The following is a 21,691-nucleotide window of genomic DNA, read 5'->3' as shown; positions in this document are numbered from 1 at the left end:
TTCATGTCTGACGTTATTTCCAAACTGCCGGCTGCATCCAATCATCACGCAGATACGGCCAGCCATGGTGCGGCTTACGCGTTCCGCCGCGCCATGAACTCACTGTACTGGTCCGGTGCCGTGTTTTCTTGCCTGGCGCTTGTGCTGATCTCCGCGATTATCCCTTGGGCTGTTTACACCCGCTACATTTTGAACAGCGCGGCGTCGTGGCCGGAGCCGCTGGCGGTGTTGCTGACGATAGCGGTGACTTTCATCGGCGCCGCCAACTGCTATCGCCAGCGCATCCACATGAACATGACCGTAGGTACCAACCTGCTGCCGCCTCACGCGCGTGTCGTAGCTGCTTTCATCAGCGAGTTGCTGATGGCTGCGGTGGCACTGTTCATGGTGATCTGGGGCATGAAGCTGGTGATGACCACCTGGGGCAATTCGGTGGATGAATTTCCCTGGTTGTCTGTCGGGATCACCTACATGCCGATCCCGGTTTCCGGCGCGATGATGTTTCTCTTTGTCGTCGAACGCCTGACCATCGGTCCGCCGCCGCAGGATGGCAGCGACGCACACATACCTCTCGACTAGCTTCGCCGATCAGCTCCAGCCAGAACAAAGAAAATCCGACATGGACATCGCCGTTCTTCTGCTCAGCATGTGTTTGTTCTTCGCCGTCGGTATGCCGATCGCCTTCGCGCTGGCGCTCTCGGCGCTGGTCGGTGCACTGTGGATCGATCTGCCGGTCGCGGCCGTGATGCAGCAACTCTCCAGCGGCGTCGGCAAGGTGTCGATGCTGACTGTGCCGTTCTTCGTGCTGGCCGGCGCCATCATGGCAGAAGGCGGCATGGCGCGGCGGTTGGTGGATTTCGCTGCCGTGGTGGTCGGCTTCACGCGCATTCGCGGCGGCCTCTCCCAGGTCAATATTCTGGCCACCACCATCATGTCCGGGATCTCCGGCTCGTCGGTCGCGGATACGTCGGCGATTGGCTCGGTGATGATCCCGCAGATGGCGGCGAAGGGTTATCCACGGGTGTTCGCCACTAACGTGACGATCTCCGCCTCGGTCCAGGCGATCCTGGTGCCGCCGAGCCACAATGCAGTGATCTATTCGCTGGCGACCGGCGGCGTGGTCTCGATCACCAGTCTGTTCCTGGCAGGCATCGTGCCCGGGCTACTGCTTGGCTTCGCAATCATGCTGTTGTGTCTCTACTTTGCCTATCGCGATGGTCATCCGAAGGGCGAGCCGGTGCCAGTGAAGCAGGCGCTGAAGATGCTGGGGGATGCCACCTGGGGCATCGTCACGCTGGTGATCGTACTCGGCGGCATTCTCACCGGCGTGTTCACGCCGATCGAGGCTGGCGCTGTGGCGTGCGTCTGGGCCTTCTTCGTCACGATGTTCATCTATCGCGACTACAAATGGTCCGAGCTGCCGATGCTGACCTACCGGACGCTCCAGACGGTGGCGATGGTGCTGACGCTGGTCGCGACCGCGTCATGCTTCGGCTATGTCGCTGCGATGATGCGGATGCCGGCGCATATGACCGAGTTCTTCGTCGCCATCTCGTCGAATAAATACGTGCTGCTGATGTGGCTCAATATCATGCTGCTGATCCTCGGCACTGCGCTCGATCTCGCGCCGCTGCTGCTGATCTGCACGCCGATCCTGCTGCCGGTGGTGAAGAGTTTCGGGATCGACCCCGTGCATTTCGGCATCGTGATGCTGCTCAATCTCGGCATCGGCCTGCTGACGCCTCCGGTCGGTACCACGCTGTTCGTGGGCTGCGCCATCGGCAAGGTCTCGGTGGACGAGGTGATGCGCGGGATCTGGCCGTTTTACTGGGTGATGTTCGCGGTCTTGATGCTGGTGACTTACGTACCGTGGTTCTCGATGGCGCTGCCGCACGCGTTCGGCTTCAGGTGAGCTACTGGACCGGATCGACTGACAACTGCTTGTAGCGTTCCTTGCCGTTCAGCAAATGCCGGCGCATCGCATCGCGAGCCTTGCGCGGCGAACGGGCGCTGATCGCATTGACGATGACTTGATGCTCCTTCTCGATGCTCTCGAGATAGCGCTTCTGCAATTCGACTTTGCCATCGAAGGTGCGGATGCTCTGGCGCGGGATGATAAGACCGCCAAGGAATTCCAGAAAACCGACAAAGCGCGCATTCTGCGTGGCGACAGCAATGGCGAAGTGGAAGTCAAAGTCCTCCTTCACCGCACGGTCGCCATTGGCGATGGCGCGGCTGAAGGTAGCCGCGGCCTTGGCAATGGCTCGGATCTGGGCAGCGGTGGCGCGCTCGCTGGCTATAGCCGCGGCCTCCATCTCGACGGCCGTGCGCAGTTCAAGAATTTCGATCACGCTGCCAAGCGAGCCCAGGCCGTCGGGGTCGATGGCATAAGGCTGCTGATCGGGCTCGCTGTTGACGAAGGCACCGGCGCCTTGCCGGGTGGTTACAAGACCCCGGGCGCGGAGTGCCGCGATCGCCTCGCGAACGACCGTGCGGCTGACGCCCATGGCCGCCATCATGGCCTGCTCGGTCGGTAGGCGCGCGCCTGCGGGCAAGCGGCCTTCGATGATCTGGGCAGCGATGCGCTCGACGACTTCCTCAGTACGGCGGCGCACGGGATTGAGCGGTCGCAGCAAAGGCGTGCCTGCGGCCCCATTGGTTGTCTTGCGCTTGGTGCGTGGCTTAGCTTGTCCGGTCATCGTACAACCGGGCTATCATCGCCGATGTCGCTGCGCAAGCTTGCGGCACGCGTCATTGCGCTGCACGCTCTTACATTGTTTCGAGTTCGGGGAGCTTGAGATCGCATTCGACCCAGGCGCCGTTAATGGTGAAGCGCTGGAACGGCGAGTTGGGCACCGGAGCCTGCAATGGGGCGAGGAACTGCGCGTCGGCGGGGCTGCGGAGGTGAAACTGGATATGGCTGGCGGAAAGGGCGTTGCGCGACAGCCAGATCATGCCGGAAAACAGCTCGATCAGCAGTTGTCCGTATTTATCGAGACCGGCACTCCCGAAGTCGTAGGTCGGCGACACGGTCATGAAACGGCAACGCAGCACGGGACCTTCGAATTTGGGCATCAGAAGTTTGCTGACCTGACAGAAGGCCTGCGGAACGGTGCCGTCGTAGAGACCGTACAACCCACCCTTGCCGCCCTGCATGACAGGGTCCAGCGCCGCGAAAATACCCTGGGTGTAAGTGGAGAAGTCTTCCTCGGCTGCCTCGGCAGCCTTCCGCCACTGCGACTTCAGTGAAGCCCAGCTTCTGTCGGCGTCGGTGATCGGCACGAGCCGCATCTCGAGGTCCCCCCGCCGATTTACACACGGCCGGATGCAACCCTAGCTATATACCCTCAAGATTTTGATAACGCGGGAACTTGGCGCCAGCGGCGTTTGCGCGCCAGCGGACGTCTACAGCGCGTTCAGGCGCCAGCGGACTGTAGTCCGGCTGCAGCTGCGGCCACGATCGACGCCACCACCTGCTTCCAGGTCTTCGACGACTGCGGGCGATGAGAGGAGGCTTTGAAGCGCATGGTCTTGTCCGGTTGGGCCGCGCATATTGCTGCGCAGCCGAGCGTCCTCAGGGACGACACCCGGAAAATCGTGCCTTGCGCGGGGGAAGTCGATCCCCCGGCAAAAATAGCAATACCCGCGCTGCTCTCGTGCCGGACGGCGGTTGGCTTGTTCTCTGCCGGCAATGAACGGCAGTGAATTATTCTCGCTGCCTCAACCCATCGCGGGAGCTTGCTCCTGCACTGCCGCCGGTTCCTGGCAAACATCGACCCAGCTGGCCCCGGTCAGTTCGGCCATCCGTGCCGGGGACATCCGCACCGAACTGTTGACCGAGCCCGCCGCCGGCCACACCTCGGCGAATTCCCTCAGCGACACGTCGCAGTAGACTTGTAATGGCGTTGCCAGGCCGAACGGGCAGACGCCGCCGACCGGATGGCCGGTGAGGGCAACGACCTCATCGGCCCCCAGCATGCGGGGCTTGCCGCCAAGTGCATCGCGTGCCTTCTTGTTGTCGAGCCGCGCTGTACCCTTGGTCACCACCAGCACCACCCGGTCGCCGACCCGCACCGACAGCGTCTTGGCGATTTGGCCGGGTTCGACGCCCAACGCCTCGGCGGCGAGAAGGACCGTGGCCGAGCTTTTGTCAGTGACGGTGACGAATAATTCGGGGGCGTTGGCAGTTAGAAAGGCGCGGACGGACTCAAGGCTCATGATGCGGTCTCGGTGACATACCGCCACGCCCTCTCACATGTCGCCGACAAAGTGAAGTCACATCCGTGCATTGGGGAACTGGGGCGGCGCTGCCGCGCCATTCCCTCACGCCGGTTTTGACCTTATACGGGCTCTTGTCCGGCTGACCGTGCCGGGCGATGTTCTGGAGCCTACCCCTCGATGCTGCCGGCCTATGTGATCCATGCCAAGTCGTTGCCCGAGCGCACGGAGCATATCCAGCGTGAGCTCGACCGTGCGGGCATCAAGTTCGAGTGGGTGCTGGATTTCGATGCCGACGAGATCACCTCCGATGTCGATCGGGCTTATTTCGCCGAAGGCGCCGATCTCACGCTGCGGCAGAAATCCTGCGCGCTGAAACATGTCGTCGCCATGCAGCGCATCCGCGAGCGCGGCCAGGATCTGGCGCTGATCTTCGAGGATGACGCATTGCTGGTGCCGGATTTCTGCGACCAGTTGAAGCGCGTGCTCGATGAAGCTGAAAAGTGGCCGCGGCCGCGAATTCTGCATCTTGGCGCCGCGACCAATTTTTACACCCCGGCGTCGGAGTTGCGCCCGGGGCAGATCGTCTATCCCGGCAATCGCGTGCGCAACATGGAAGCCTATGTCCTGGGCGCGCCGGAGGCCTCGGCGCGACTTGACTGGATCGCGCGGCATCCCATGCACGAGCCTATCGACATCGCCTTTAACACCGGCGATCCTGCCATGGGCATCCCGTTCCTGTGGCCAGAACCGCCGCTGGCCGAGCAAGGCTCGCTTAATGGCGTGTTCAAGAGCTCGCTTGATCGCAAAGGGCATGCGCAATTGCAGCTGCGCATACAGTTTGCCGTGCAGAAATTCAGGCGGCGTTATTTGAAGCGGTGGCTGAAGCTGAAGTAGTTGGCGGCTTCCGGTCGGTCATTCCGGATGGAGCATTGCGCACCAACGCGCCGAGCAATCCCACTGCCAGACAGTACAGCATCCCCTGCGTCACCGCCGAGATGTGGCTGTTGAATAAAGAGCCAATCACGTTCTGCAACACGACCGCCTGGCCGAGGATGCTTGCATAATCGCGCGCGAGAAAAAGCCGTGCATGCGCGATCCACATGGCCCATAGCAGCAGCCCGCCGATCAGGCCGACCTGAAGCACGGTATGAAGCGTTTGATTGTGCGGATCGGGCGTGGCTTGGCCATAGGGCGACGGCTTCGTCGCCTCCATGCTCTGATACAGCGGCTTGATGCTCCCCGTGCCGTGACCGACGATGGGCGAGGCCTTCACGAAGCCGACTGCCTTACTCCAGAAATCCAGCCGCGATGCAGTCGAGATTGTTTCGCCGCCTGCGGTCTGGCCGCTATTGGCGTTGATGTCCGAGTTGATCTCTGCGATCCGGCGCTGGGCTTGTGGCGAGGTCAGCAGTGCGATGCCGATCACGATCACGGCTGCGACCGCGACCATGGCGGAGCGTCGCCAGCCGCCGGCGTGTATGACGAATAGACCGAGCAATGCGGCGGCCATGATTGCGCCGGTCTTCGACACATAGATCAGGAAAATGTCGGCAAAGAACAGAAGCGCGAGCACGATCATCGCAATGGCGCGGCGGGTATCCTGCATCCAGATACGCGTCGCGCCGATCGCCAGAGCGAAGGCACAAAGTGCGAAGCAGCCGGATTGAACCGCGTTGTCCTTGAAGGGCACGCCGGGCGCCTTGAACCAGCCCCACGGTCCCGTGGGCCACAGGAACGCAGCCCATGACAGGGCGAGAAGACAAATACAGGCGGCAAGAAAGCCATAAGCGATTTGTAACGCTTGTTTCGGCGTAAATGCCGTTGCCATCACCAGTGGGATCAGCAGCAGCTTGGCGTAGGGACCAACCCATCTGATCGCGCCGCTGAGCGGCTGCATCGACCAGAGCACGCCGACCAGGATCAATGCGAACAGCGCGACCGGCAGATAGGCCGCCGGCCTCCGCAACGCGGCGATGAAACGATCGCGGTCGAGTGTCAGCAGCGCGAGCACTGCAAAGATCGACACCGCGATAGCCTGACCGCTGGTTGAGAACGGCAGCGAGAAGCCGGTGGCAATGGCAGCGATCTGCCGGGCATCCGCAAGTTTGCGCGGCAGATCGTTGTTCGTCATATGCCCAGGAGTTTCCGTGCGTTGTTCTTCAGGACCTTCGGACGCACCTCGTCGCGAATGTCGAGCTTGGCGAAATCGGCCATCCAGCGATCCGGCATGATCACCGGCCAGTCGGAGCCGAACAGCATCTTATCCTGCAGGATAGAATTGATGTAGCGCACCAGGATCGGCGGGAAGTATTTCGGCGACCAGCCGGACAGGTCGATATACACGTTGGGCTTGTGGGTCGCGACCGACAGCGCCTCTTCCTGCCAGGGGAAGGAGGGATGCGCCAGAATGATCTTCATGTCGGGAAAGTCGACCGCAACGTCGTCCATATACATCGGGTTGGAATATTTCAGCCGCATCCCCATGCCGCCTGGCATGCCGGAGCCGACGCCTGTCTGGCCGGTGTGGAACAGCGCGATAGCGCCGCCTTCCTGGATCGCCTCATAGAGCGGATAGGCCATGCGGTCGTTGGCGTAGAAGCCCTGCATGGTCGGATGGAACTTGAAACCCTTCACACCGTATTCGGAGATCAGCTTGCGTGCCTCGCGCACGCCGAGCTTGCCCTTGTGCGGATCGATCGACGCGAACGGGATCAGCACGTCGGCGTTCTCTTTGGCGATCTCCAGCATCTCGTAGTTGTTGTAGCGGCGGAAACCGGTCTCGCGCTCGGCGTCGACCGGGAAGATCACCGCGGCAATCTTCTTGTCGCGGTAATAGGCGGCTGTTTCCTGCACTGTCGGCGGATGCTTATGCGGCGACTTGAAATACTCGGCCATGCGGGCCTGGAAATCATCATAGCCGTCGTCGGCGTGGCAGCCGCATGGCTCTTCCGCATGGGTGTGGATGTCGATGGCGACAAGGTCGTCCGGATTGAGCAATTTCATGTCCCGCGTCTCCCGCACTTTCATCATTATCGTTGGCGGTTGCTCTAGCAAACCGGCCTGCTGAATGAAAGGCGCGGAACGCTGCCGACCTAGCCGGTGGAGAAGGACTGTGTCCGGATATCCTGCGCGGTGCGGCGGAGCGGGATCAGGTATTTCTCCTTTGCCGTCGCCTCGTCCATTGTGCCCGAAATGGCATTCACGCTGATCGCCGCGACGACCCGGCCGCCGTGGTCGCGGACGGGGACGGCGATGCCGCAGATGGCTGGATCGAGTTCACCATCGACCCAGCCATAGCCTTTGGCCTCGACGCGTTCGAGCTCGCGTTCCAGCAGCACGGGATCGGTGATGGTGCGTGGGGTGATATGTTTGAATTCGGTGGTGGCGAGATAGTGCGCACGCTGGTCCGGTGGGAGGGCCGCCAGCAGGACGCGGCCGAGCGACACAACGTGGGCGGGTAAGCGGCTGCCGACGGCGAGATTGGCCGAGAGAATGCGCTGCGCCGGCAATCGCAGCGCATAGACGATCTCGGTCTCGTCCAGCACGGCCAGCGAGCAGGATTCGCCGATTTCGTTGCGCAGGTCTTCCAAAGCGCGTTGCGCGTAGCCCCAGTAAGGCAGTGCATTGAGGTAGGAAAGGCCAAGCCCCAGCGCCCGCGGGCGTAGGCTGAAATAGCGGCCATCGGCTTCGCAATATTTCATCACGATCAGCGTCGCCAGCATCCGGCGCGCCGTCGCGCGGCTGAGGCCCGCGATCGCGGCGACTTCCGAGAGCGTGTGTCGGCCCGGTGGGCGACCCAGCGCTTCGACGGCCGCAAAACCACGGGCGATCGCCCGAACGAAACCGTCACTGTCTTTGGCCATGCACCATCCTACCGGTTCGGACTTGTCAGTCTTGGGAAACCGCGCCTATAATTGTTCGTAAGGCGGCCATAAAGTTCGCCTGGTGAACGTTAGTGGAGAAGGCGCTATGGCGCAAGCGGAAGTTTTTGAAACCGATTTCTGGAAGGACGCGAACCTGCGCAAGGTCTGGGACGAGATCGTCCCGGGCGAGCCACGCAAGACGCTGCCTTATGTCCTGACGAGGGAGGCGATCCAGCTTTATTGCCGCTCGGTCGGCGAGAACCACCCATTGTATTTCGATGAGGCTTACGCGAAGGCGTCGCCCTATGGCGGTCTGATCGCGCCGCCATCGATCCACATCCTGCTCATGTTCTCCTGCACGCCGGCCGACGACTGGATGCGCACACCTGGCACCGTCAATGCCGGCCAGTCCTGGAGCTACAACATCCCGGCACGGCCCGGAGACACCATCACCCTGCAGGCCCGCGCGCTCGACAAGTTCATCAAGCGCGAGCGGCTGTTCGTGGTCCACGACAACGTGTTCTTCAACCAGCGTGGCGACGTCATCTGTTCTGGCCGCGGCCAGACCATCCGCCCGATGTGAGCGTGGCAAGGAGATCAACCATGACAATCAGCTTTGACAAACTCTCCACCGGCGACACCATCGACGGTCCGAGCTTCGCAGTGTCCCGCGAGTCGATCCGGTTCTTCTGCGACGGATCGCTCGACTACAATCCGCTGCATCTCGACGACAACTACATGAAGAACTCGTTCGGCAAGACCAATTTCGGCGGCATCATCATGCATGGCATGAATAATTTCGGGCTGATCACCCGCATGCTGACCGACTGGGCCTATCCCGCAGGTGCAATCCATCGCCGTCTCGAGACGCGCTGGGTCAAGCCGGTGAAGCCCGGCGACACGATCCAGCCGGTCGGCATCATCAAGGCCAAGCAGACCACCGAGAAATCGCGCTGGGTGCTGATCGACGTGCTGGTGAAGAACCAGAACGACGAGAAGGTCGCTGTTGGCGAGGCGATGGTTGAATTTCCGCTGACAGCCTAGTGGCTCAATGCAACGGCGTGCGGCATAGTCCGCACGCCGGACAAGAACAGGCAAGGGATCGAAATGAAGAAGCTCACGAGGCTCGCCCTGTCGTGTCTGGCGATGACTTTTGTCATGTTGTCAGGCGCGCTGGCGCAGAATTTTCCAGTCAGTCAGATCAAGATCATCGTGCCGTTTCCGGCAGGCGGCACGACGGACATTCTCGCACGGTTCGTTGCGCAATATCTCGGCGAGAAGCTCGGTGTCACCACGATCGTCGAGAACCGGCCCGGCGCATCAGGCACGATCGGTTCGGAAGTTGTGGTGAAGTCGCCTGCCGATGGCAGCGTGTTGTTGGTCACGGCCACGCATCACGTGATCAATCCAAGCCTGCGCAAGAGTCTGCCTTACGAGACACAGAAGGACTTCTCGCCGATCGCCCTGATCGCGACGGCGCCAAATGCGCTTGTTGTAACCAGGGACTTTCCGGCTAAGTCGGTCGCCGAGTTGATCGAACTGGCGAAGAAGCAGCCCGGCAAGCTGTCCTTCGGATCGGCCGGCGTCGGCGGCGCCAATCATCTGTCGGGCGAATTGTTTAAGCAGATGGCTGGAATCAATATCGAGCACATCCCTTACAAGGGCGCCGCACCGGCGATGAACGACCTGATCGGCGGCCATATTCCGATCATGTTCGATACGCTGCCGACCGTTTTGCCTGCTGCGGAGGCGGGCAACATCCGTGTGCTCGCGGTTACCAGCCTGACCCGAGCGGCCTCGCTCCCCAACGCCCCGACCCTCGATGAGGCCGGCGTAAAGGGGTTCGAGGCGACCGCCTGGTTCGGCATGTATATGCCGCAGACCAATGGCAGCCCGGCCTATACGAAGCTGGTCGCGGCCATGAAGGACATCCTGGCGGCCCCCGCGACCCGCGAGAAATTCGCCACCCAAGGCGTCGAGCCGGGCAAGCTGACGGGAGCTGCATTCACGGCTTTCGTCGATTCGGAAATCAAGAAGTGGGGCGCCGTGGTGAACACCGCGAATGTCCCGCGAGAGTGATCCCGTACCGGTTTGAGGGTTCGGCGGCTGTTCCCGGACCCTCAAGCCACCAAAATACCTGCAAATATCGATCCGGTGGTCGCCAGATGCCCGGATCGGATTGACAGTCCGGCGCCCGATGGCTTAGAAACCGCGGGTCCCGGGCGACTTGGTCGCCAGCGGGTTCAAGCTCATTTTCGCTGATTTCGGCCTGCTGCGCACGGCCTTTGACGTCAGTATCGCAAGCTATCAGGATTGACCGATGAAAGTCCGTAACTCGTTGAAATCGCTGCGTGGTCGTCACCGCGACAACCGCCTGGTCCGCCGCAAGGGCCGCGTCTATGTGATCAACAAGACCCAGCGCCGTTTCAAGGCTCGCCAGGGTTGAGTTGCTGAGCGGCCGGCATTTTGCCGGCTGGCCTCACGACATCACAGGTGTTTGACGCGCTGCTGCTTTGCAGCGCGTTTTTTCGTGTCTAGACTTGTGGCATGGCATTGAGAATCCCGGCCGCAGGTTTTGGAATTCTGCTGAGCGCATTTCTGGGCGCAGCACCCGTCTACGCGCAGGTCAAAGATCCGCAGATCGTGACCCCGGATGCGCCGAAGAAAATTCCCGAGCCACCCGCCAAACTGCCGAAGGTCAACGCCGACAAGACGCGCGGCCTTGATTTCCTGTTTGGTGCGCTGAAAGCGGCGCCGGACGAAGCCAGTGCCAAACACGTCGAAGGCCGGATCTGGGCCCTGTGGTCGCAGACCACGAGCGACACGACCGCGCTGCTGATGACCCGCGCCAAGACAGCGCTGGACGCCAAGCAGGTCGATCTGTCGCTGCAGTTGTTGAGCGCGGTGGTGAAGCTGCGCCCCGATTACGTCGAGGGCTGGAATCGGCGCGCGACGCTGTATTACCTGCAGAACGATTACACCCGGTCGCTGCAGGATATCGAGCAGGTGCTGATACGCGAACCCCGGCATTTCGGTGCTCTGGCAGGGCTTGGCATGATCATGCAGGAGCTTGGCGACGACAAGCGTGCGCTTGATGCGTTCCGCAAGGCGCTTGCGGTCAATCCGCATCTCGAAAAGGTGCCGGAGCTGGTCAAGACCCTGACCGAGAAGGTCGAAGGCCGCGATATCTGAAATTCCCCGAAAGTTGGGGCGCTCGCTGGACATCGCGGGAACGTCGCCCTGCTTTGATGCATCCCTGCTGCCCGCGATGGAAAAACAAGACATCGTCGCCGGGGAATCAAACTTCTGACACAGGAAACGGGCGAAAAGGGCGTTTTCCGAGCCACAGGAAGGGACACCTTTTGGCGCCGAAGTCATTTCCGCTATTTGCTTTGCTATGTGTGTTGATGGCCGCGCCGATGGCTGCTGTGACCAGCCCTGCGCTGGCGCAGAAAGCTGATGCGCCGCCTGCACCTGCAGCTTCGACGCTGTCCCCCGATCAAGCCAAGGCTGCGCTCGACACGTTGCAAGACGACGTCAAGCGCAAGGAAATGATCGATAGGCTGCGCGCGATCGCCACGGCGACACCCGCATCGCCGGAGAAGAAGCCTGCCATTCCGCTCGACGCCGACAGTCTTGGCGCGCAATTGCTGGTGACGATTTCCGATCAGCTCGGCGATATTACGCGCGAGGTCTCGACAGCCGTGCAATCGGTCACGCGCTTTCCGGCCCTATGGTACTGGCTGCAGCGCAGCGCCAACGACCCCGCCACGTATCATCTTCTGTTCGACATCGCCTGGAAACTTGTTGTCGTATTCGGCGGTGCGCTGGCGGCGGAATGGCTCATGGTCTGGCTGCTGCGCAAGCCGCAGGCCGCGCTTGAGGCGCGCATTCCTTTCGTCGCCCGTGCGCCGTCCTCGCTCATCGAACGTGCCGATCCACCGTCGTCCACGGCCGACTTCACCGAGGCGCCCGATCTCAACAAACGGCGGCGCAGCCTGACCCGGGCGTGGCAATCGCTGCTGCGGCTTCCCTATGTGGTCGGGCGTCTTCTCCTCGAATTGTTTCCGATTTTCGTCTTTACCGGCACAGTATCGCTGCTGCTCGGCACCCAGATCGGCGATGCCGGGATCACCCGCCTCGCGATCCTTGCGATCGTAAACAGCTATGTGGTGGCGCGCGCCATCATCTGCGCGATGCGCGCCTTGTTCGGGCCGCTCGCTCTGTTCAGGGTGAAGGAGGAGACCGCAGCCTATCTCGAAATCTGGACGCGTCGCATCGTCGGCGTCGGCGCCACCGGCATCGCGATCGCCAATGTTGCCCTGATGATGGGCCTCTATCGCTCGGCGCATTTCGCGCTGATCAAGCTCGTGATGCTGGTCGTGCATCTGTTTGTCGTCGTCATCGTCCTGCAGTGCCGGAAGCCCGTGGCCGATGCACTCCGCGCGCCGATCGGCGCTACCGGCTTCCTGAGCGCGATGCGCAATCGCCTCGCCAGTCTCTGGCATGTGCTGGCGATCGTCGTCGTGATGGCGGCTTGGACCATCTGGGCGCTCAATATCCAGAACGGTTATTCATTGCTGCTGCGATACATCGTCGGCACGGTCATTGTCGCGCTGGTGGCCCGGCTTGTCTCGATGATTGCGCTGAGTCTCATTGATCGCGGTTTCCGCATCAAACCGGAAATCCTGCAGCGCTTTCCCGGCCTTGAGACGCGTGCCAATCGTTATCTACCCCTGTTGCGCAAGGTCGTCGCAACGATCATCGCGGTGATCGGCCTCGTTGCCTTGCTGGAAGTGTGGGGCGTCAATGCCATTGTCTGGTTCTATGGCGGCCAGATCGGGAGTCGGGTCGTCTCGGCTGTCATCACCGTCGGCATCGCGGCCATTGTCGCTGCGGTTGTGTGGGAAGGTAGCAATGCGCTGATGGAGCGGCAGCTTGCGGCGCTGACGCGCGATGCTCATTTCGCCCGCGCGGCGCGTCTGCGCACGTTTCAGCCGATGCTGCGCACGACATTGCTCGGCGTAATCATTGCGGTGGTTGCGCTCACCGCGTTGAGCGAGATCGGTGTCAATGTCGCGCCGCTGCTTGCTGGTGCCGGCATTCTCGGCATTGCCATCGGCTTCGGTTCGCAGAAGCTGGTGCAGGACGTGATTACCGGCTTGTTCCTGCTGCTGGAAAGCACCGTGCAGGTCGGAGACAACGTCACGGTGTCGGGCCTGTCGGGTGTCGTCGAAAACGTCTCGATCCGTACCATCCGGCTGCGTGCCGGCGATGGTTCGGTTCACATCATTCCCTTCAGCGCGGTGACCACCATCACAAATGCCAGCCGCGGTGCAGGCAACGCGGCCGTCAGCGTCAGCGTCGCTTACAAGGAAGATACCGACCGCGCCGGCCAGTTGCTGAAGGACATCGTCGAGCAGATGCGCAATGAGGCAGCTTTCAAGCCGCTGATCCGCAGCGATCTCGAATTGTGGGGCGTCGACAAGGTCGATGGTTCGATGGCGACGATCGTCGGGCAGATCCGGTGTACCGATTCTGGCCGCTGGGCGGTGCAGCGCGAATTCAATCGCCGCATGAAAATCCGCTTCCAGGAAGAAGGTATCGAGATCGCGTCACCCGGACAGACCGTCCTGATGCAGTTGCCGCCGCCCACCACTGAAGCTGCAGAGGACAATGACGCCGATATCCAGCAGAGCAAGTCAGCGCAGCGCCGCGCGGGCTAGTGATTGTCGCGGCTTTTCGAGGATGCGGTAGCTCCGGATTAGCCAAAGTTGCGGCTACGTGGGGGCGCAATGTCAGCCATATTCGCCATCCCGCCACGGCCTCTCTGGCAGATGGACGAGCCGGAAGACAAGGACAATCCAGAATAGGTGCGTTGGTCGATCTAGTGCAGGACGTTATTGCCGTGCCGGATAGCACCGAACTGGGGTGAAGCGGCATAAAGTTGCTGCAACTCCGCTTCCAGTTGCTCGTTGACCATCAGCAAAGCCTTGAGCGCACCGCGCAAGTCGCCATTGCAGGTAGAAATGATTTCGTCGATCACAGCATCGGTTGGGCGGGCGGTCATGGGACTATCTCCAGTTCGGATCATGGCGTCAGTCCGCCGCCTGATCGTGGCGATAACCGGGCGGGAACGAATGCGTTCCTGTGGATAGTGTGGACAGTCCTTGCAGGCCGTTTGTCGCGGTCGCCGTGGCAAAGCCGCCAAACGCCCCCATATCCACAATATTGTTTCCCGCCACGGGCCTTTCCTCAGTGAGAAAATTTGTGATTGTGCTGCTCGCGCTACTCGTTGTTCCCATCGTTGTGTCGGCCGCCAGATACTGGATGGGTGATCGCTCGGTAGATTGGCAGAGCGCGGATCGTTCCAGCGCGGGCCTGTTGCCACCGCCCGCCGCGCATCCCGAGGCGCTGGTGCGCGTCTTTGCAGCGCGGACGGTGCGCTGGCGCGGTATTTTTGCGGTCCATAGCTGGATCGTATTCAAGGAAAAGGGCGCGTCGCGCTACACCCGCTACGATTATACGGCGTGGGGCGAGCCGATCCGCCTGAATGGTTTTGCCGCTGACGGCCGCTGGTTCGGTGACGTGCCGAGCGCCATCGCGTCCGCCGATGGTGACGCGGCCACGGCGATGATCCCGAAAATTCAGGCGGCGATCGCTGGCTATTCCTGGCGCTCCTACGGCGACTATCGGGCTTGGCCGGGGCCGAACTCCAACACCTTCGTCGCGGCAGTTTTGGCCGCCGTGCCCGAATTGCAGGTGGCATTGCCGCCCACCGCCATCGGGAAGGATTTCCCCTATGCCGGCAATGCCTTTGGCTGGACACCTTCCGGCACCGGCGTGCGCGCCACATTGGGCGGCTATCTCGGTGTTACCGCAGGCTGGGTCGAAGGGGTCGAGCTCAATCTGCTGGGTGCCGTATTCGGCCTCGACATCCGCCGGCCCGCGATCAAACTGCCGGGCATTGGTCGTCTTGGCGTCAGTGCGTAAATGACGCGCGGCGCGAAACCCTCAGGGTACCGTCGCGTAGCTGAACCGTGCACAAAATTCCTCGGATATCGGCGATGATATCGGTCACTGTGGTGGCCGTGCTATGCGTGCTGGCCGTGGCCACGCAGGTCGGCGTGCTGGTATTCGAGCGTAAATATCGGCCAACGGGTGAGCTTGTCGACGTCACGGGTGGCCGTCTGCATGTGGTGCAGATCGGACCACGCGACGCATCAGGCCCGCCGATTGTCCTCATCCACGGTGCCACGTCGAGCATGGAGACCATGCGGCTGCCGCTCGGCAATATGCTGGCAGAAAAACACCGCGTTATCCTGATCGACCGTCCCGGCTTTGGCTGGAGCACGCGTGACGATTTGTCGAACTCTTCTCCGGCGATGCAGGCGAGGATGATCGATGAAGCGCTTGAAAAACTCGGCGTCGATCAGGCGATCGTTGTGGTGCATTCGCTTGCCGGCGCACTCGGCGCGCTGATGGCGCTGGACTATCCGCAGCGTTTCGCAGGACTGGTCATGCTGGCGGGTGTCACTCATCCCTGGCCCGGTGGCGTTGGCATCTATAACGAGGTCGTCACCACTCCGGCCATAGGCAAGCTGCTGGCCTATACGATCACGCTGCCGCTCGGCTATTTCTTGACGGACATGGCCGGACGCGCAGTGTTTGCGCCGCAGCCGATGCCGGAAGGCTATATCGCGCAGACCGCGACGCAACTTGTACTGCGGCCGCACAACTTCCTTGCCAATGCCTGGGATCTAGTAACGTTGAAATCTGCCGTCATGGCGCATGCATCGCGCTATGCCGATATCAAAGCTCCGACCGTCGTGATCGCAGGCTCTGCCGACACCATCGTATCGCCGGAGATTCATTCGCGTCATTTCGCGAAAACCGTGCCGGGCGCCAAACTAATCGTGCTGCCGAACGTTGGTCATATGGTGCAAAACGCTGCACCTGATCTTATCATGAGGGAGATCGAGGGCATGATCTCGGCCGCTGACACAAAACCGAAGGCCGCCTTGCGCTAACCTCCCGTTCGATCGACTTCAACCCAAATTGAGGAGAATTGCATGACCACGACTTTCGGTTCGGCCAAATGGCAGGGCGGCATCAAGGACGGCAAGGGATCGATTTCCACCAAGAGCGGCGCGCTCAGTGACTATCCGTATGGTTTCGCCAGCCGCTTCGAAGGCAAGCCTGGCTCCAATCCTGAAGAGCTGATCGGTGCGGCCCATGCCGCCTGTTTTACCATGGCGCTGTCGCTGATCCTTGGCGAAGCAGGGTTCAAAGCCGACAATATGGAAACCAAGGCGGATGTGACGCTGGAGAAGCAGGGTGACGGCTTCGCGATTACCAAAGTGCACCTCACGCTGTCGGCCTCTATTCCCGGCGCCGACAAGGCGAAGTTCGACGAACTCACCGCCATGGCAAAGGCCGGCTGCCCGGTGTCGAAGGTGCTGAACGCAGAAATCACGCTCGACGCGACACTGGTGTAGTTCTCAGGGTCTTGGCACCTGCCGCGCACTCCCTCGCCCCGCTCTTGCGGGGAGAGGTGGGGTGAGGGGCTCTTCGATCCGTGAGTGAAGTGCGTATGGTGGGCTTTGTGCGATGCCTCTCACCCGCCGCTAGACGCGGCGACCTCTCCCCGCAAAGCGCGGGGAGAGGTTAAGCAAGTGAACTACATATCCGCGTCGTTTGGCCCGACATAAGCGATGCGGACCATGTTGGTCGCACCTGGTGTGCCGAGTGGCACGCCAGCGACAATGATGACCCGCTGGCCGGCTTTGGCGAAGCCGTCTCGGAAGGCGATGCGTCCGGCGCGATCGACCATGTCGTCGAGGTCCTTCGCATCCTCCGCCACCACGCAGTGTACACCCCACACGACCGAGAGCTTGCGACCGGCGGCGAGGTTCGGCGTGATCGCTACCACCGGCGGCTTCGGCCGTTCACGGGCGACGCGGACGGCGGTGGATCCTGAGCTGGTCCAGCAAATGATCGCAGACAGATCCAACGTCTCTGCGATTTGTCGTGCGGCGTCCGCAATGGCGTCACCGACGGTCGGCTCGGGTTCGGGGCGCTGGGCCATCAGTACGGTGCGATAGGTCGGATCGCGCTCTACTTCCTCGCCGATGCGGTTCATCGTTGAGACGGCTTCGACCGGGAATTTGCCGGCGGCGGATTCGGCCGACAGCATGACGGCGTCCGCGCCTTCATAGATGGCCGTCGCGACGTCGGAGACTTCGGCACGAGTCGGCACTGGGCTCTGGATCATCGACTCCAGCATCTGCGTAGCGACCACCACCGGTTTGCCGGCGCGGCGCGCCATGCGCGTCATGCGCTTTTGTAGACTTGGTACCCGTTCCAGCGGCAGTTCGACGCCGAGATCGCCGCGCGCGACCATCAGCGCGTCGGACGCTTCCAGAATGGAATCGAGACGGTCGATCGCCTGCGGCTTCTCGATCTTCGACATGATGGATGCGCGGCCGCGCACCAGCCGCTTGGCTTCATGCACGTCCTCGGCGCGCTGCACGAAGGACAGGGCTATCCAGTCGATGCCGGTCTCGAGTGCGGCTTCCAGATCCAGGCGGTCCTTCGGCGTCATGGCCGACACCGGCAGGTCTGTATCGGGCAGGCTGACGCCCTTGCGGTCGGAGATGCGGCCGCCGACCACCACGCGCGTTACCGCGCGGTCGTTCGATGTCTCCTCGGCAATCAGCCGCAGTTTGCCGTCGTCGATCAGCAGCGCATGGCCCGGGCGAAGTGCAGCGAGAATTTCCGGATGCGGCAGGTGCACGCGGGTGGCGTCGCCGGGCGCGGGATCGGAATCCAGCACGAAGCTCTCGCCGTTCTTGAGCTGCACACCGCCTTCGGCAAAGGCGCCGACGCGCAGCTTCGGGCCCTGCAGATCGACCAGAATGCCGATCGGGCGGCCGTAGCTGCTCTCGACATTGCGGATGGTCTTCACCAGCTCGCGCATCTTGTCATGCGGCGTGTGGCTCATATTGATGCGGAACACGTCGGCACCAGCCTCGAACAGCTTGCGGATCATCGCGCTGTCCGAGGAGGCAGGGCCGAGCGTGGCCAGAATCTTGATGCGGCGTTGACGTCTCATTGTTTGCCTCCCGGCGGTACTGATGGCGGCAGGGTCGTTGACCCGCCCGGGGGCGCGCCACCTGGCGTGTTGGGCAGACCGGGGAAGCCCGCGCCGGGGGCGCCCGGAGGCGGTCCGGTCGGCCCCGGAATGCCCGGCAGCTTCGGCGGTTGTTCGTTGGTTTCGGTCAGTTGCACCGTCCAGGCGCGCTGTTCGCCGGTGTCGACCTCGAAGAAGCCGGTCCGGTCAAAGCCGCGCGCGAGGCAGTTTTCGGTGCCCTTGATGGTGAATTCCTTGTCGCGGGAGCACATGAAGGCCTGACCCGACCACTCACCACCCCGGTCGTAATCGAGTGCGTAGATATAATAATACCGCGCAACCAGGGTTCCGCGCAGCAAGGTCTCGCAGGCTCGCGACGAGACATTCCACCAGCCCTCGGTGGTCCAGCCTTCGGCATCCTTGTAGCCCAGCGCGATCCCGACCCGGCTCGAGGTGTTGTTGCACAGCCGGAAATCAGCCGCCGCGGGGGTCGCCCACAGGCACGACAGGGCCAGCGCCAGCACCGGCAACAGGCCGGCGAGGGGGACGCGTCGAAAGGGGCGGGAATGGGAATCTCTTGCGGTCATGCGGCGAAGCTATCTCAATTCGTTGACGATTTCGCTTGACCCGGCGGGCCTGTCAACGGTCGCGGAACCAATTCTGTCCCGTCAGGCGGTTTGCGTTGTGATATGGCAAAATCTGTGACAGCGCCCATGTTACACGAAGACGACAGGCCGGTATCGGGTGCAACAGCGAGACCATTCATGGCGATTGACGACAAGATCCAGACCGAACTCGAGGCCGCCGCCTTTCGCAGGCTGGTTGACCATTTGCGCGGTCGCACCGATGTGCAGAATATCGATCTGATGAATCTGGCCGGCTTCTGCCGGAACTGCCTGTCAAACTGGCTGAAGGACGCTGCCGACGCCAAGGGCGTGGCGATGACCAAGGATGAGAGCCGCGAAGCGATTTACGGCATGCCTTACGAGACCTGGAAATCGCTGCATCAGGCCGAGGCCAAACCCGAACAAATTGAGGCCATGAAGAAAGTGCACAGCGGGCACTGACGATTTCTCGTCTTTTTGAGGCATGAAATCAAAGCTGTGGGGGCGCTGTGGATGACCGCGAAGGCGCCTTGACGCAAGGCGCCGTGGTCTTGAGTGTCATTTCCTTAAGATTAATGCGCGCATAACGCTGCGCACTAAACCCACCCCATATCCGCTTAAAGCAACATCAGTTCACCAGGAGTTTTCGATGGCCACCTCTGCTGCGTCCGTGCTGGACGATCAGGCGACACATTCTTTCGCCAAGGATCAGCTCAAGGCTATCGTCGAGCGTATCGAGCGCCTTGAAGAAGAAAAGAAGACGATCTCCGACGACATCAAGGACGTCTATGGCGAAGCCAAGGGCAACGGCTACGACGTGAAGGCGCTGCGCACCATCATCCGCATGCGCAAGCAGGACGCCAACGAGCGTGCCGAGCAGGAGACGATCCTCGAGACCTACCTGCAGGCTCTGGGAATGTTGTAAGGCGCTTAGCGCGCCAATACTCAGCCAAACACTCAGGTGTCATACGCGGCCAAAAGCGCGAAGCGCGTCTTCGCGCTAGACGACCCGCGTATCCATCTAGCCACAAAAAATCGATGGATGGCCGGGTCAAGCCCGGCCATGACACCATTATAGTCTGAGAAATTCGCGCGTTTAACGCAGCGACGCCGTGCGCATCACAAATGCTGTCGTCGCAAGCGAGGCTGTTGCCGAGCCGGTGAAGCGCTCGCAGACCAGACCGAGCTGCGGATCATCCGAGAAAGTCATCGCCACCACCGCCTGCGGCTTGACGAAGTGTGCGCGCAGGATGGTCATGTCGCCGTCGCCCATCACTGAGGCTGACATCGACGTGGTGGCGCTCGGCGCGAGGATCATTGCTCGCATCCAGACATGGTTGTCGGGAATGACTGCTGCGGTCAGCCGGGTCGCTACGGTGACGGTGCTGTTCTGGCCTTGAGCGCCCTTCACGACGACGGTCGTGATGTTATTCACCGCCATCGGGTTCTTGGCCACGGAGGCCGGACGCATGCTGCGTGGGATCGGCGCGCTGGCGGCAACGACATTGGCGCGATCAACCGGGGAGTTGGCCGGCGGCGCATAGGCCATCGCCTTGGCGAAGCTGGACTCGGTGGCGGCCGGCTGCGGATCGACCACATTGGCCAAGGCCTGGCGTGCGGTGATCGCGGCGACCTGCTGCGGCGTGGCCTGTTTCGGCGCCGGCATATCATCCCAGAAGCCGCGGGCATTGATAATATCGGCCGGCGTCTGCGGCCGGTTGTCGGCCTTGGTCGCGGGCGCCGGAATCGGTGCCTTCGGGCGCGGTACCGGAACGGTCTCGGTGTCAGCCGATGCGAGCTGATAGGTTGCCGCTGCGGCCGGCTTGGAGCGCGGCATCGGAATGGGGTCCGAAGACTTCGCCTCAGCCAGCTTCGTTTCGGCCTGCTTCGTGTCGACCGGTTTCGCAGGCATCGCGGCGGCCATCATGCCGACAGGCGATGGCTTGGCGGGTGCGATCGCGGCCGCTGCGCTCTCGTCTTCGTCGTCATTCGACTTGCCACCACGGAACAGCGAGGCGAACAGGCCCGGCTTGCTCTTGGCGAAAGCTGCACTATCGCCATCGCCGCGCTTCTCGATCTCAGCCATCGCCAGCTGATAGCCTGCCAATGGACGGCCGTCGGTGGGGAGATGCACGGTGCGGCCGTCGGGGAAGACGCGCGCCAGCTGGTCATGCGTCATACGCGGCCAGTGACGGATGCTGCCGGTGTCGAGATGTACGAAAGGCGAGCCGGAAGTCGGATAGAAGCCGACGCCGCCGCGCTGCAGGCGCAGGCCGGCGAAGCGGATCTTTTCCAGCGCCACGCCGGGAATGAAGAAGTCCATCGCATGGCCGAGCATATGCTGGCTGGCGCGAGCGACGCCGGACGAGCGGCGGCGGAGCATGGCGTTGGTGGTGGGAGAGCGATAGGCGGAGATAATCTGGATCGGCGCCTTGCCGTCGACGTCGCGGTAGACCTCCCAGAGGATGTCGAACAGGCGACGATCCATGTTGGTCTGGTCCTGGCTGCGCCAGTCGCGGAGGAAGTAGTTGATCTTCTTCATCCCGTCGTCGTCATAGCGGCCGTTGCGCTTGAACGTGACGGTGAGGTCTTCGCCTGAATGGGTGTGGTGGAACGAGAGGGTGCGGGTTTCGTCGAGAGCGGTGGCGTTATGGACGGAGCTGGCGCCTGCCATCAGCAGAACTGACGCGAGGCCGGCATGAAAGCCAGCGCGCGATGTTCGCAATCTCGTTTTGCGTGCGAAACCGCTCAGCACGTATGAACCCACCCAAGTCGACAACTCTCTCGCTACCCCATGCGGCGACAGAGAGTGAACGTACTCTTAAAACGGGAGGGTTAACCGAGATTTACAACCCATCCCCCCAAGCGGG

24 protein-coding genes are annotated in these 21,691 nt (G+C 61.9%); 14 read left to right on the top strand and 10 right to left on the bottom strand.

Annotated elements, in window-relative coordinates:
• Nucleotides 1–3 precede the first annotated feature (3 nt).
• Together AB8A50_RS17025 and AB8A50_RS17020 are read left to right on the top strand one after the other, a co-directional pair.
• Nucleotides 4–579 carry a TRAP transporter small permease gene (locus tag AB8A50_RS17025; RefSeq protein WP_439078383.1) on the top strand — a complete coding sequence of 192 codons (576 nt, stop codon included), beginning with the start codon at nucleotides 4–6 and terminating at the stop codon, nucleotides 577–579.
• A gap of 40 nt (nucleotides 580–619) precedes the next feature.
• Nucleotides 620–1,912, top strand: coding sequence for a TRAP transporter large permease (locus AB8A50_RS17020; RefSeq protein WP_089265860.1), 1,293 nt, complete (start codon nucleotides 620–622; stop codon nucleotides 1,910–1,912).
• A gap of 1 nt (nucleotide 1,913) precedes the next feature.
• Here the strand turns inward: AB8A50_RS17020 and AB8A50_RS17015 are convergent, their stop codons facing one another.
• The 3 genes from AB8A50_RS17015 to AB8A50_RS17005 all read right to left on the bottom strand — a co-directional run bounded on the left by AB8A50_RS17015 (nucleotide 1,914) and on the right by AB8A50_RS17005 (nucleotide 4,218).
• Nucleotides 1,914–2,699, bottom strand: coding sequence for a FadR/GntR family transcriptional regulator (locus AB8A50_RS17015; RefSeq protein WP_089265861.1), 786 nt, complete (start codon nucleotides 2,697–2,699; stop codon nucleotides 1,914–1,916).
• Nucleotides 2,700–2,769: 70 nt separating this feature from the next.
• Complete coding sequence (locus AB8A50_RS17010; protein ID WP_089265862.1) at nucleotides 2,770–3,291, bottom strand: hypothetical protein; 522 nt, start codon at nucleotides 3,289–3,291, stop codon at nucleotides 2,770–2,772.
• A gap of 429 nt (nucleotides 3,292–3,720) precedes the next feature.
• Nucleotides 3,721–4,218: a YbaK/EbsC family protein gene (locus tag AB8A50_RS17005; protein ID WP_439078382.1), complete on the bottom strand. Its 498-nt coding sequence runs from the start codon at nucleotides 4,216–4,218 to the stop codon at nucleotides 3,721–3,723.
• A 180-nt stretch (nucleotides 4,219–4,398) separates the two neighbouring features.
• Between AB8A50_RS17005 and AB8A50_RS17000 the strand changes: the two genes are divergently transcribed.
• On the top strand, nucleotides 4,399–5,115 hold the full coding sequence (locus AB8A50_RS17000; RefSeq protein ID WP_089265863.1) for a glycosyltransferase family 25 protein: 717 nt from the start codon (nucleotides 4,399–4,401) through the stop codon (nucleotides 5,113–5,115).
• Here the strand turns inward: AB8A50_RS17000 and AB8A50_RS16995 are convergent.
• The 3 genes from AB8A50_RS16995 to AB8A50_RS16985 form a co-directional block, all read right to left on the bottom strand.
• Nucleotides 5,075–6,352: an O-antigen ligase family protein gene (locus AB8A50_RS16995; RefSeq protein ID WP_439078381.1), complete on the bottom strand. Its 1,278-nt coding sequence runs from the start codon at nucleotides 6,350–6,352 to the stop codon at nucleotides 5,075–5,077. The two genes, AB8A50_RS17000 and AB8A50_RS16995, sit on opposite strands and share 41 nt — an antisense overlap.
• Nucleotides 6,349–7,224, bottom strand: coding sequence for an amidohydrolase family protein (locus AB8A50_RS16990; protein ID WP_089265865.1), 876 nt, complete (start codon nucleotides 7,222–7,224; stop codon nucleotides 6,349–6,351). The genes AB8A50_RS16995 and AB8A50_RS16990 overlap by 4 nt, the downstream gene beginning before the upstream one ends.
• 89 nt (nucleotides 7,225–7,313) lie before the next feature.
• On the bottom strand, nucleotides 7,314–8,084 hold the full coding sequence (locus AB8A50_RS16985; RefSeq protein WP_089265866.1) for an IclR family transcriptional regulator domain-containing protein: 771 nt from the start codon (nucleotides 8,082–8,084) through the stop codon (nucleotides 7,314–7,316).
• Nucleotides 8,085–8,190: 106 nt separating this feature from the next.
• On the opposite strand from AB8A50_RS16985, the gene AB8A50_RS16980 reads away from it, so the two are divergent.
• From AB8A50_RS16980 to AB8A50_RS16955, 6 genes are all read left to right on the top strand, one after another.
• Complete coding sequence (locus AB8A50_RS16980; RefSeq protein ID WP_093757153.1) at nucleotides 8,191–8,667, top strand: MaoC family dehydratase; 477 nt, start codon at nucleotides 8,191–8,193, stop codon at nucleotides 8,665–8,667.
• A gap of 20 nt (nucleotides 8,668–8,687) precedes the next feature.
• Nucleotides 8,688–9,128, top strand: coding sequence for a MaoC family dehydratase (locus AB8A50_RS16975; RefSeq protein ID WP_439078380.1), 441 nt, complete (start codon nucleotides 8,688–8,690; stop codon nucleotides 9,126–9,128).
• Between the two features lie 63 nt (nucleotides 9,129–9,191).
• Entirely contained in the window at nucleotides 9,192–10,163 is a 972-nt protein-coding gene (locus tag AB8A50_RS16970) for a Bug family tripartite tricarboxylate transporter substrate binding protein (protein WP_439078379.1), read from the top strand.
• Between the two features lie 241 nt (nucleotides 10,164–10,404).
• Nucleotides 10,405–10,530, top strand: a complete 126-nt coding sequence (ykgO, locus tag AB8A50_RS16965) for a type B 50S ribosomal protein L36 (RefSeq protein ID WP_055038661.1) — start codon at nucleotides 10,405–10,407, stop codon at nucleotides 10,528–10,530.
• Between the two features lie 101 nt (nucleotides 10,531–10,631).
• Complete coding sequence (locus AB8A50_RS16960; protein ID WP_089265870.1) at nucleotides 10,632–11,276, top strand: tetratricopeptide repeat protein; 645 nt, start codon at nucleotides 10,632–10,634, stop codon at nucleotides 11,274–11,276.
• A gap of 227 nt (nucleotides 11,277–11,503) precedes the next feature.
• Nucleotides 11,504–13,810 carry a mechanosensitive ion channel domain-containing protein gene (locus AB8A50_RS16955; RefSeq protein WP_439078378.1) on the top strand — a complete coding sequence of 769 codons (2,307 nt, stop codon included), beginning with the start codon at nucleotides 11,504–11,506 and terminating at the stop codon, nucleotides 13,808–13,810.
• A 161-nt stretch (nucleotides 13,811–13,971) separates the two neighbouring features.
• On the opposite strand, the gene AB8A50_RS16950 is transcribed toward AB8A50_RS16955, so the two are convergent.
• Nucleotides 13,972–14,154 carry a hypothetical protein gene (locus AB8A50_RS16950; protein ID WP_439078377.1) on the bottom strand — a complete coding sequence of 61 codons (183 nt, stop codon included), beginning with the start codon at nucleotides 14,152–14,154 and terminating at the stop codon, nucleotides 13,972–13,974.
• Nucleotides 14,155–14,354: 200 nt separating this feature from the next.
• Here AB8A50_RS16950 and AB8A50_RS16945 point away from each other — a divergent pair, with 200 nt between their 5' ends.
• The 3 genes from AB8A50_RS16945 (at nucleotide 14,355) to AB8A50_RS16935 (ending at nucleotide 16,582) form a co-directional block, all read left to right on the top strand.
• Complete coding sequence (locus AB8A50_RS16945) at nucleotides 14,355–15,077, top strand: DUF3750 domain-containing protein (protein ID WP_439078376.1); 723 nt, start codon at nucleotides 14,355–14,357, stop codon at nucleotides 15,075–15,077.
• 74 nt (nucleotides 15,078–15,151) lie between these two features.
• Nucleotides 15,152–16,114: an alpha/beta fold hydrolase gene (locus tag AB8A50_RS16940; protein ID WP_439078375.1), complete on the top strand. Its 963-nt coding sequence runs from the start codon at nucleotides 15,152–15,154 to the stop codon at nucleotides 16,112–16,114.
• A 42-nt stretch (nucleotides 16,115–16,156) separates the two neighbouring features.
• Nucleotides 16,157–16,582, top strand: coding sequence for an OsmC family protein (locus AB8A50_RS16935; RefSeq protein WP_175367812.1), 426 nt, complete (start codon nucleotides 16,157–16,159; stop codon nucleotides 16,580–16,582).
• A 182-nt stretch (nucleotides 16,583–16,764) separates the two neighbouring features.
• Here AB8A50_RS16935 and pyk read toward each other — a convergent pair whose 3' ends face one another.
• Entirely contained in the window at nucleotides 16,765–18,198 is a 1,434-nt protein-coding gene (gene pyk, locus AB8A50_RS16930) for a pyruvate kinase (RefSeq protein WP_089265874.1), read from the bottom strand.
• Entirely contained in the window at nucleotides 18,195–18,803 is a 609-nt protein-coding gene (locus AB8A50_RS16925; RefSeq protein ID WP_439078374.1) for a DUF1036 domain-containing protein, read from the bottom strand. The genes pyk and AB8A50_RS16925 overlap by 4 nt, the downstream gene beginning before the upstream one ends.
• Nucleotides 18,804–18,980: 177 nt before the next feature.
• Between AB8A50_RS16925 and AB8A50_RS16920 the strand changes: the two genes are divergently transcribed.
• Together AB8A50_RS16920 and AB8A50_RS16915 are read left to right on the top strand one after the other, a co-directional pair.
• Nucleotides 18,981–19,283, top strand: coding sequence for a DUF1244 domain-containing protein (locus tag AB8A50_RS16920; protein WP_089265876.1), 303 nt, complete (start codon nucleotides 18,981–18,983; stop codon nucleotides 19,281–19,283).
• Nucleotides 19,284–19,470: 187 nt separating this feature from the next.
• Nucleotides 19,471–19,746 carry a DUF2312 domain-containing protein gene (locus tag AB8A50_RS16915; RefSeq protein WP_068728829.1) on the top strand — a complete coding sequence of 92 codons (276 nt, stop codon included), beginning with the start codon at nucleotides 19,471–19,473 and terminating at the stop codon, nucleotides 19,744–19,746.
• Between the two features lie 171 nt (nucleotides 19,747–19,917).
• Here the strand turns inward: AB8A50_RS16915 and AB8A50_RS16910 are convergent, their stop codons facing one another.
• The gene (locus AB8A50_RS16910; protein ID WP_439078373.1) at nucleotides 19,918–21,576 is read right to left on the bottom strand and encodes a DUF882 domain-containing protein; all 1,659 of its coding nucleotides are present in this window, start codon (nucleotides 21,574–21,576) and stop codon (nucleotides 19,918–19,920) included.
• Nucleotides 21,577–21,691: the final 115 nt, after the last annotated feature.

The sequence above is a fragment of the Tardiphaga sp. 841_E9_N1_2 genome (genome assembly GCF_051811065.1).
Lineage (GTDB): Bacteria > Pseudomonadota > Alphaproteobacteria > Rhizobiales > Xanthobacteraceae > Tardiphaga > Tardiphaga robiniae.
Note: the sequence above shows the minus strand (reverse complement) of the source record. Positions and strands in the feature narration are given on the sequence as shown.

Coding starts and splice junctions, on each gene's coding strand:
- AB8A50_RS17025 (WP_439078383.1), top strand. CDS start 4: ATGTCTGACGTTATTTCCAAACTGCCGGCTGCATCCAATCATCACGCA.
- AB8A50_RS17020 (WP_089265860.1), top strand. CDS start 620: ATGGACATCGCCGTTCTTCTGCTCAGCATGTGTTTGTTCTTCGCCGTC.
- AB8A50_RS17015 (WP_089265861.1), bottom strand. CDS start 2,699: ATGACCGGACAAGCTAAGCCACGCACCAAGCGCAAGACAACCAATGGG.
- AB8A50_RS17010 (WP_089265862.1), bottom strand. CDS start 3,291: ATGCGGCTCGTGCCGATCACCGACGCCGACAGAAGCTGGGCTTCACTG.
- AB8A50_RS17005 (WP_439078382.1), bottom strand. CDS start 4,218: ATGAGCCTTGAGTCCGTCCGCGCCTTTCTAACTGCCAACGCCCCCGAA.
- AB8A50_RS17000 (WP_089265863.1), top strand. CDS start 4,399: ATGCTGCCGGCCTATGTGATCCATGCCAAGTCGTTGCCCGAGCGCACG.
- AB8A50_RS16995 (WP_439078381.1), bottom strand. CDS start 6,352: ATGACGAACAACGATCTGCCGCGCAAACTTGCGGATGCCCGGCAGATC.
- AB8A50_RS16990 (WP_089265865.1), bottom strand. CDS start 7,224: ATGAAATTGCTCAATCCGGACGACCTTGTCGCCATCGACATCCACACC.
- AB8A50_RS16985 (WP_089265866.1), bottom strand. CDS start 8,084: ATGGCCAAAGACAGTGACGGTTTCGTTCGGGCGATCGCCCGTGGTTTT.
- AB8A50_RS16980 (WP_093757153.1), top strand. CDS start 8,191: ATGGCGCAAGCGGAAGTTTTTGAAACCGATTTCTGGAAGGACGCGAAC.
- AB8A50_RS16975 (WP_439078380.1), top strand. CDS start 8,688: ATGACAATCAGCTTTGACAAACTCTCCACCGGCGACACCATCGACGGT.
- AB8A50_RS16970 (WP_439078379.1), top strand. CDS start 9,192: ATGAAGAAGCTCACGAGGCTCGCCCTGTCGTGTCTGGCGATGACTTTT.
- ykgO (WP_055038661.1), top strand. CDS start 10,405: ATGAAAGTCCGTAACTCGTTGAAATCGCTGCGTGGTCGTCACCGCGAC.
- AB8A50_RS16960 (WP_089265870.1), top strand. CDS start 10,632: ATGGCATTGAGAATCCCGGCCGCAGGTTTTGGAATTCTGCTGAGCGCA.
- AB8A50_RS16955 (WP_439078378.1), top strand. CDS start 11,504: ATGGCTGCTGTGACCAGCCCTGCGCTGGCGCAGAAAGCTGATGCGCCG.
- AB8A50_RS16950 (WP_439078377.1), bottom strand. CDS start 14,154: ATGACCGCCCGCCCAACCGATGCTGTGATCGACGAAATCATTTCTACC.
- AB8A50_RS16940 (WP_439078375.1), top strand. CDS start 15,152: ATGATATCGGTCACTGTGGTGGCCGTGCTATGCGTGCTGGCCGTGGCC.
- AB8A50_RS16935 (WP_175367812.1), top strand. CDS start 16,157: ATGACCACGACTTTCGGTTCGGCCAAATGGCAGGGCGGCATCAAGGAC.
- pyk (WP_089265874.1), bottom strand. CDS start 18,198: ATGAGACGTCAACGCCGCATCAAGATTCTGGCCACGCTCGGCCCTGCC.
- AB8A50_RS16925 (WP_439078374.1), bottom strand. CDS start 18,803: ATGACCGCAAGAGATTCCCATTCCCGCCCCTTTCGACGCGTCCCCCTC.
- AB8A50_RS16920 (WP_089265876.1), top strand. CDS start 18,981: ATGGCGATTGACGACAAGATCCAGACCGAACTCGAGGCCGCCGCCTTT.
- AB8A50_RS16915 (WP_068728829.1), top strand. CDS start 19,471: ATGGCCACCTCTGCTGCGTCCGTGCTGGACGATCAGGCGACACATTCT.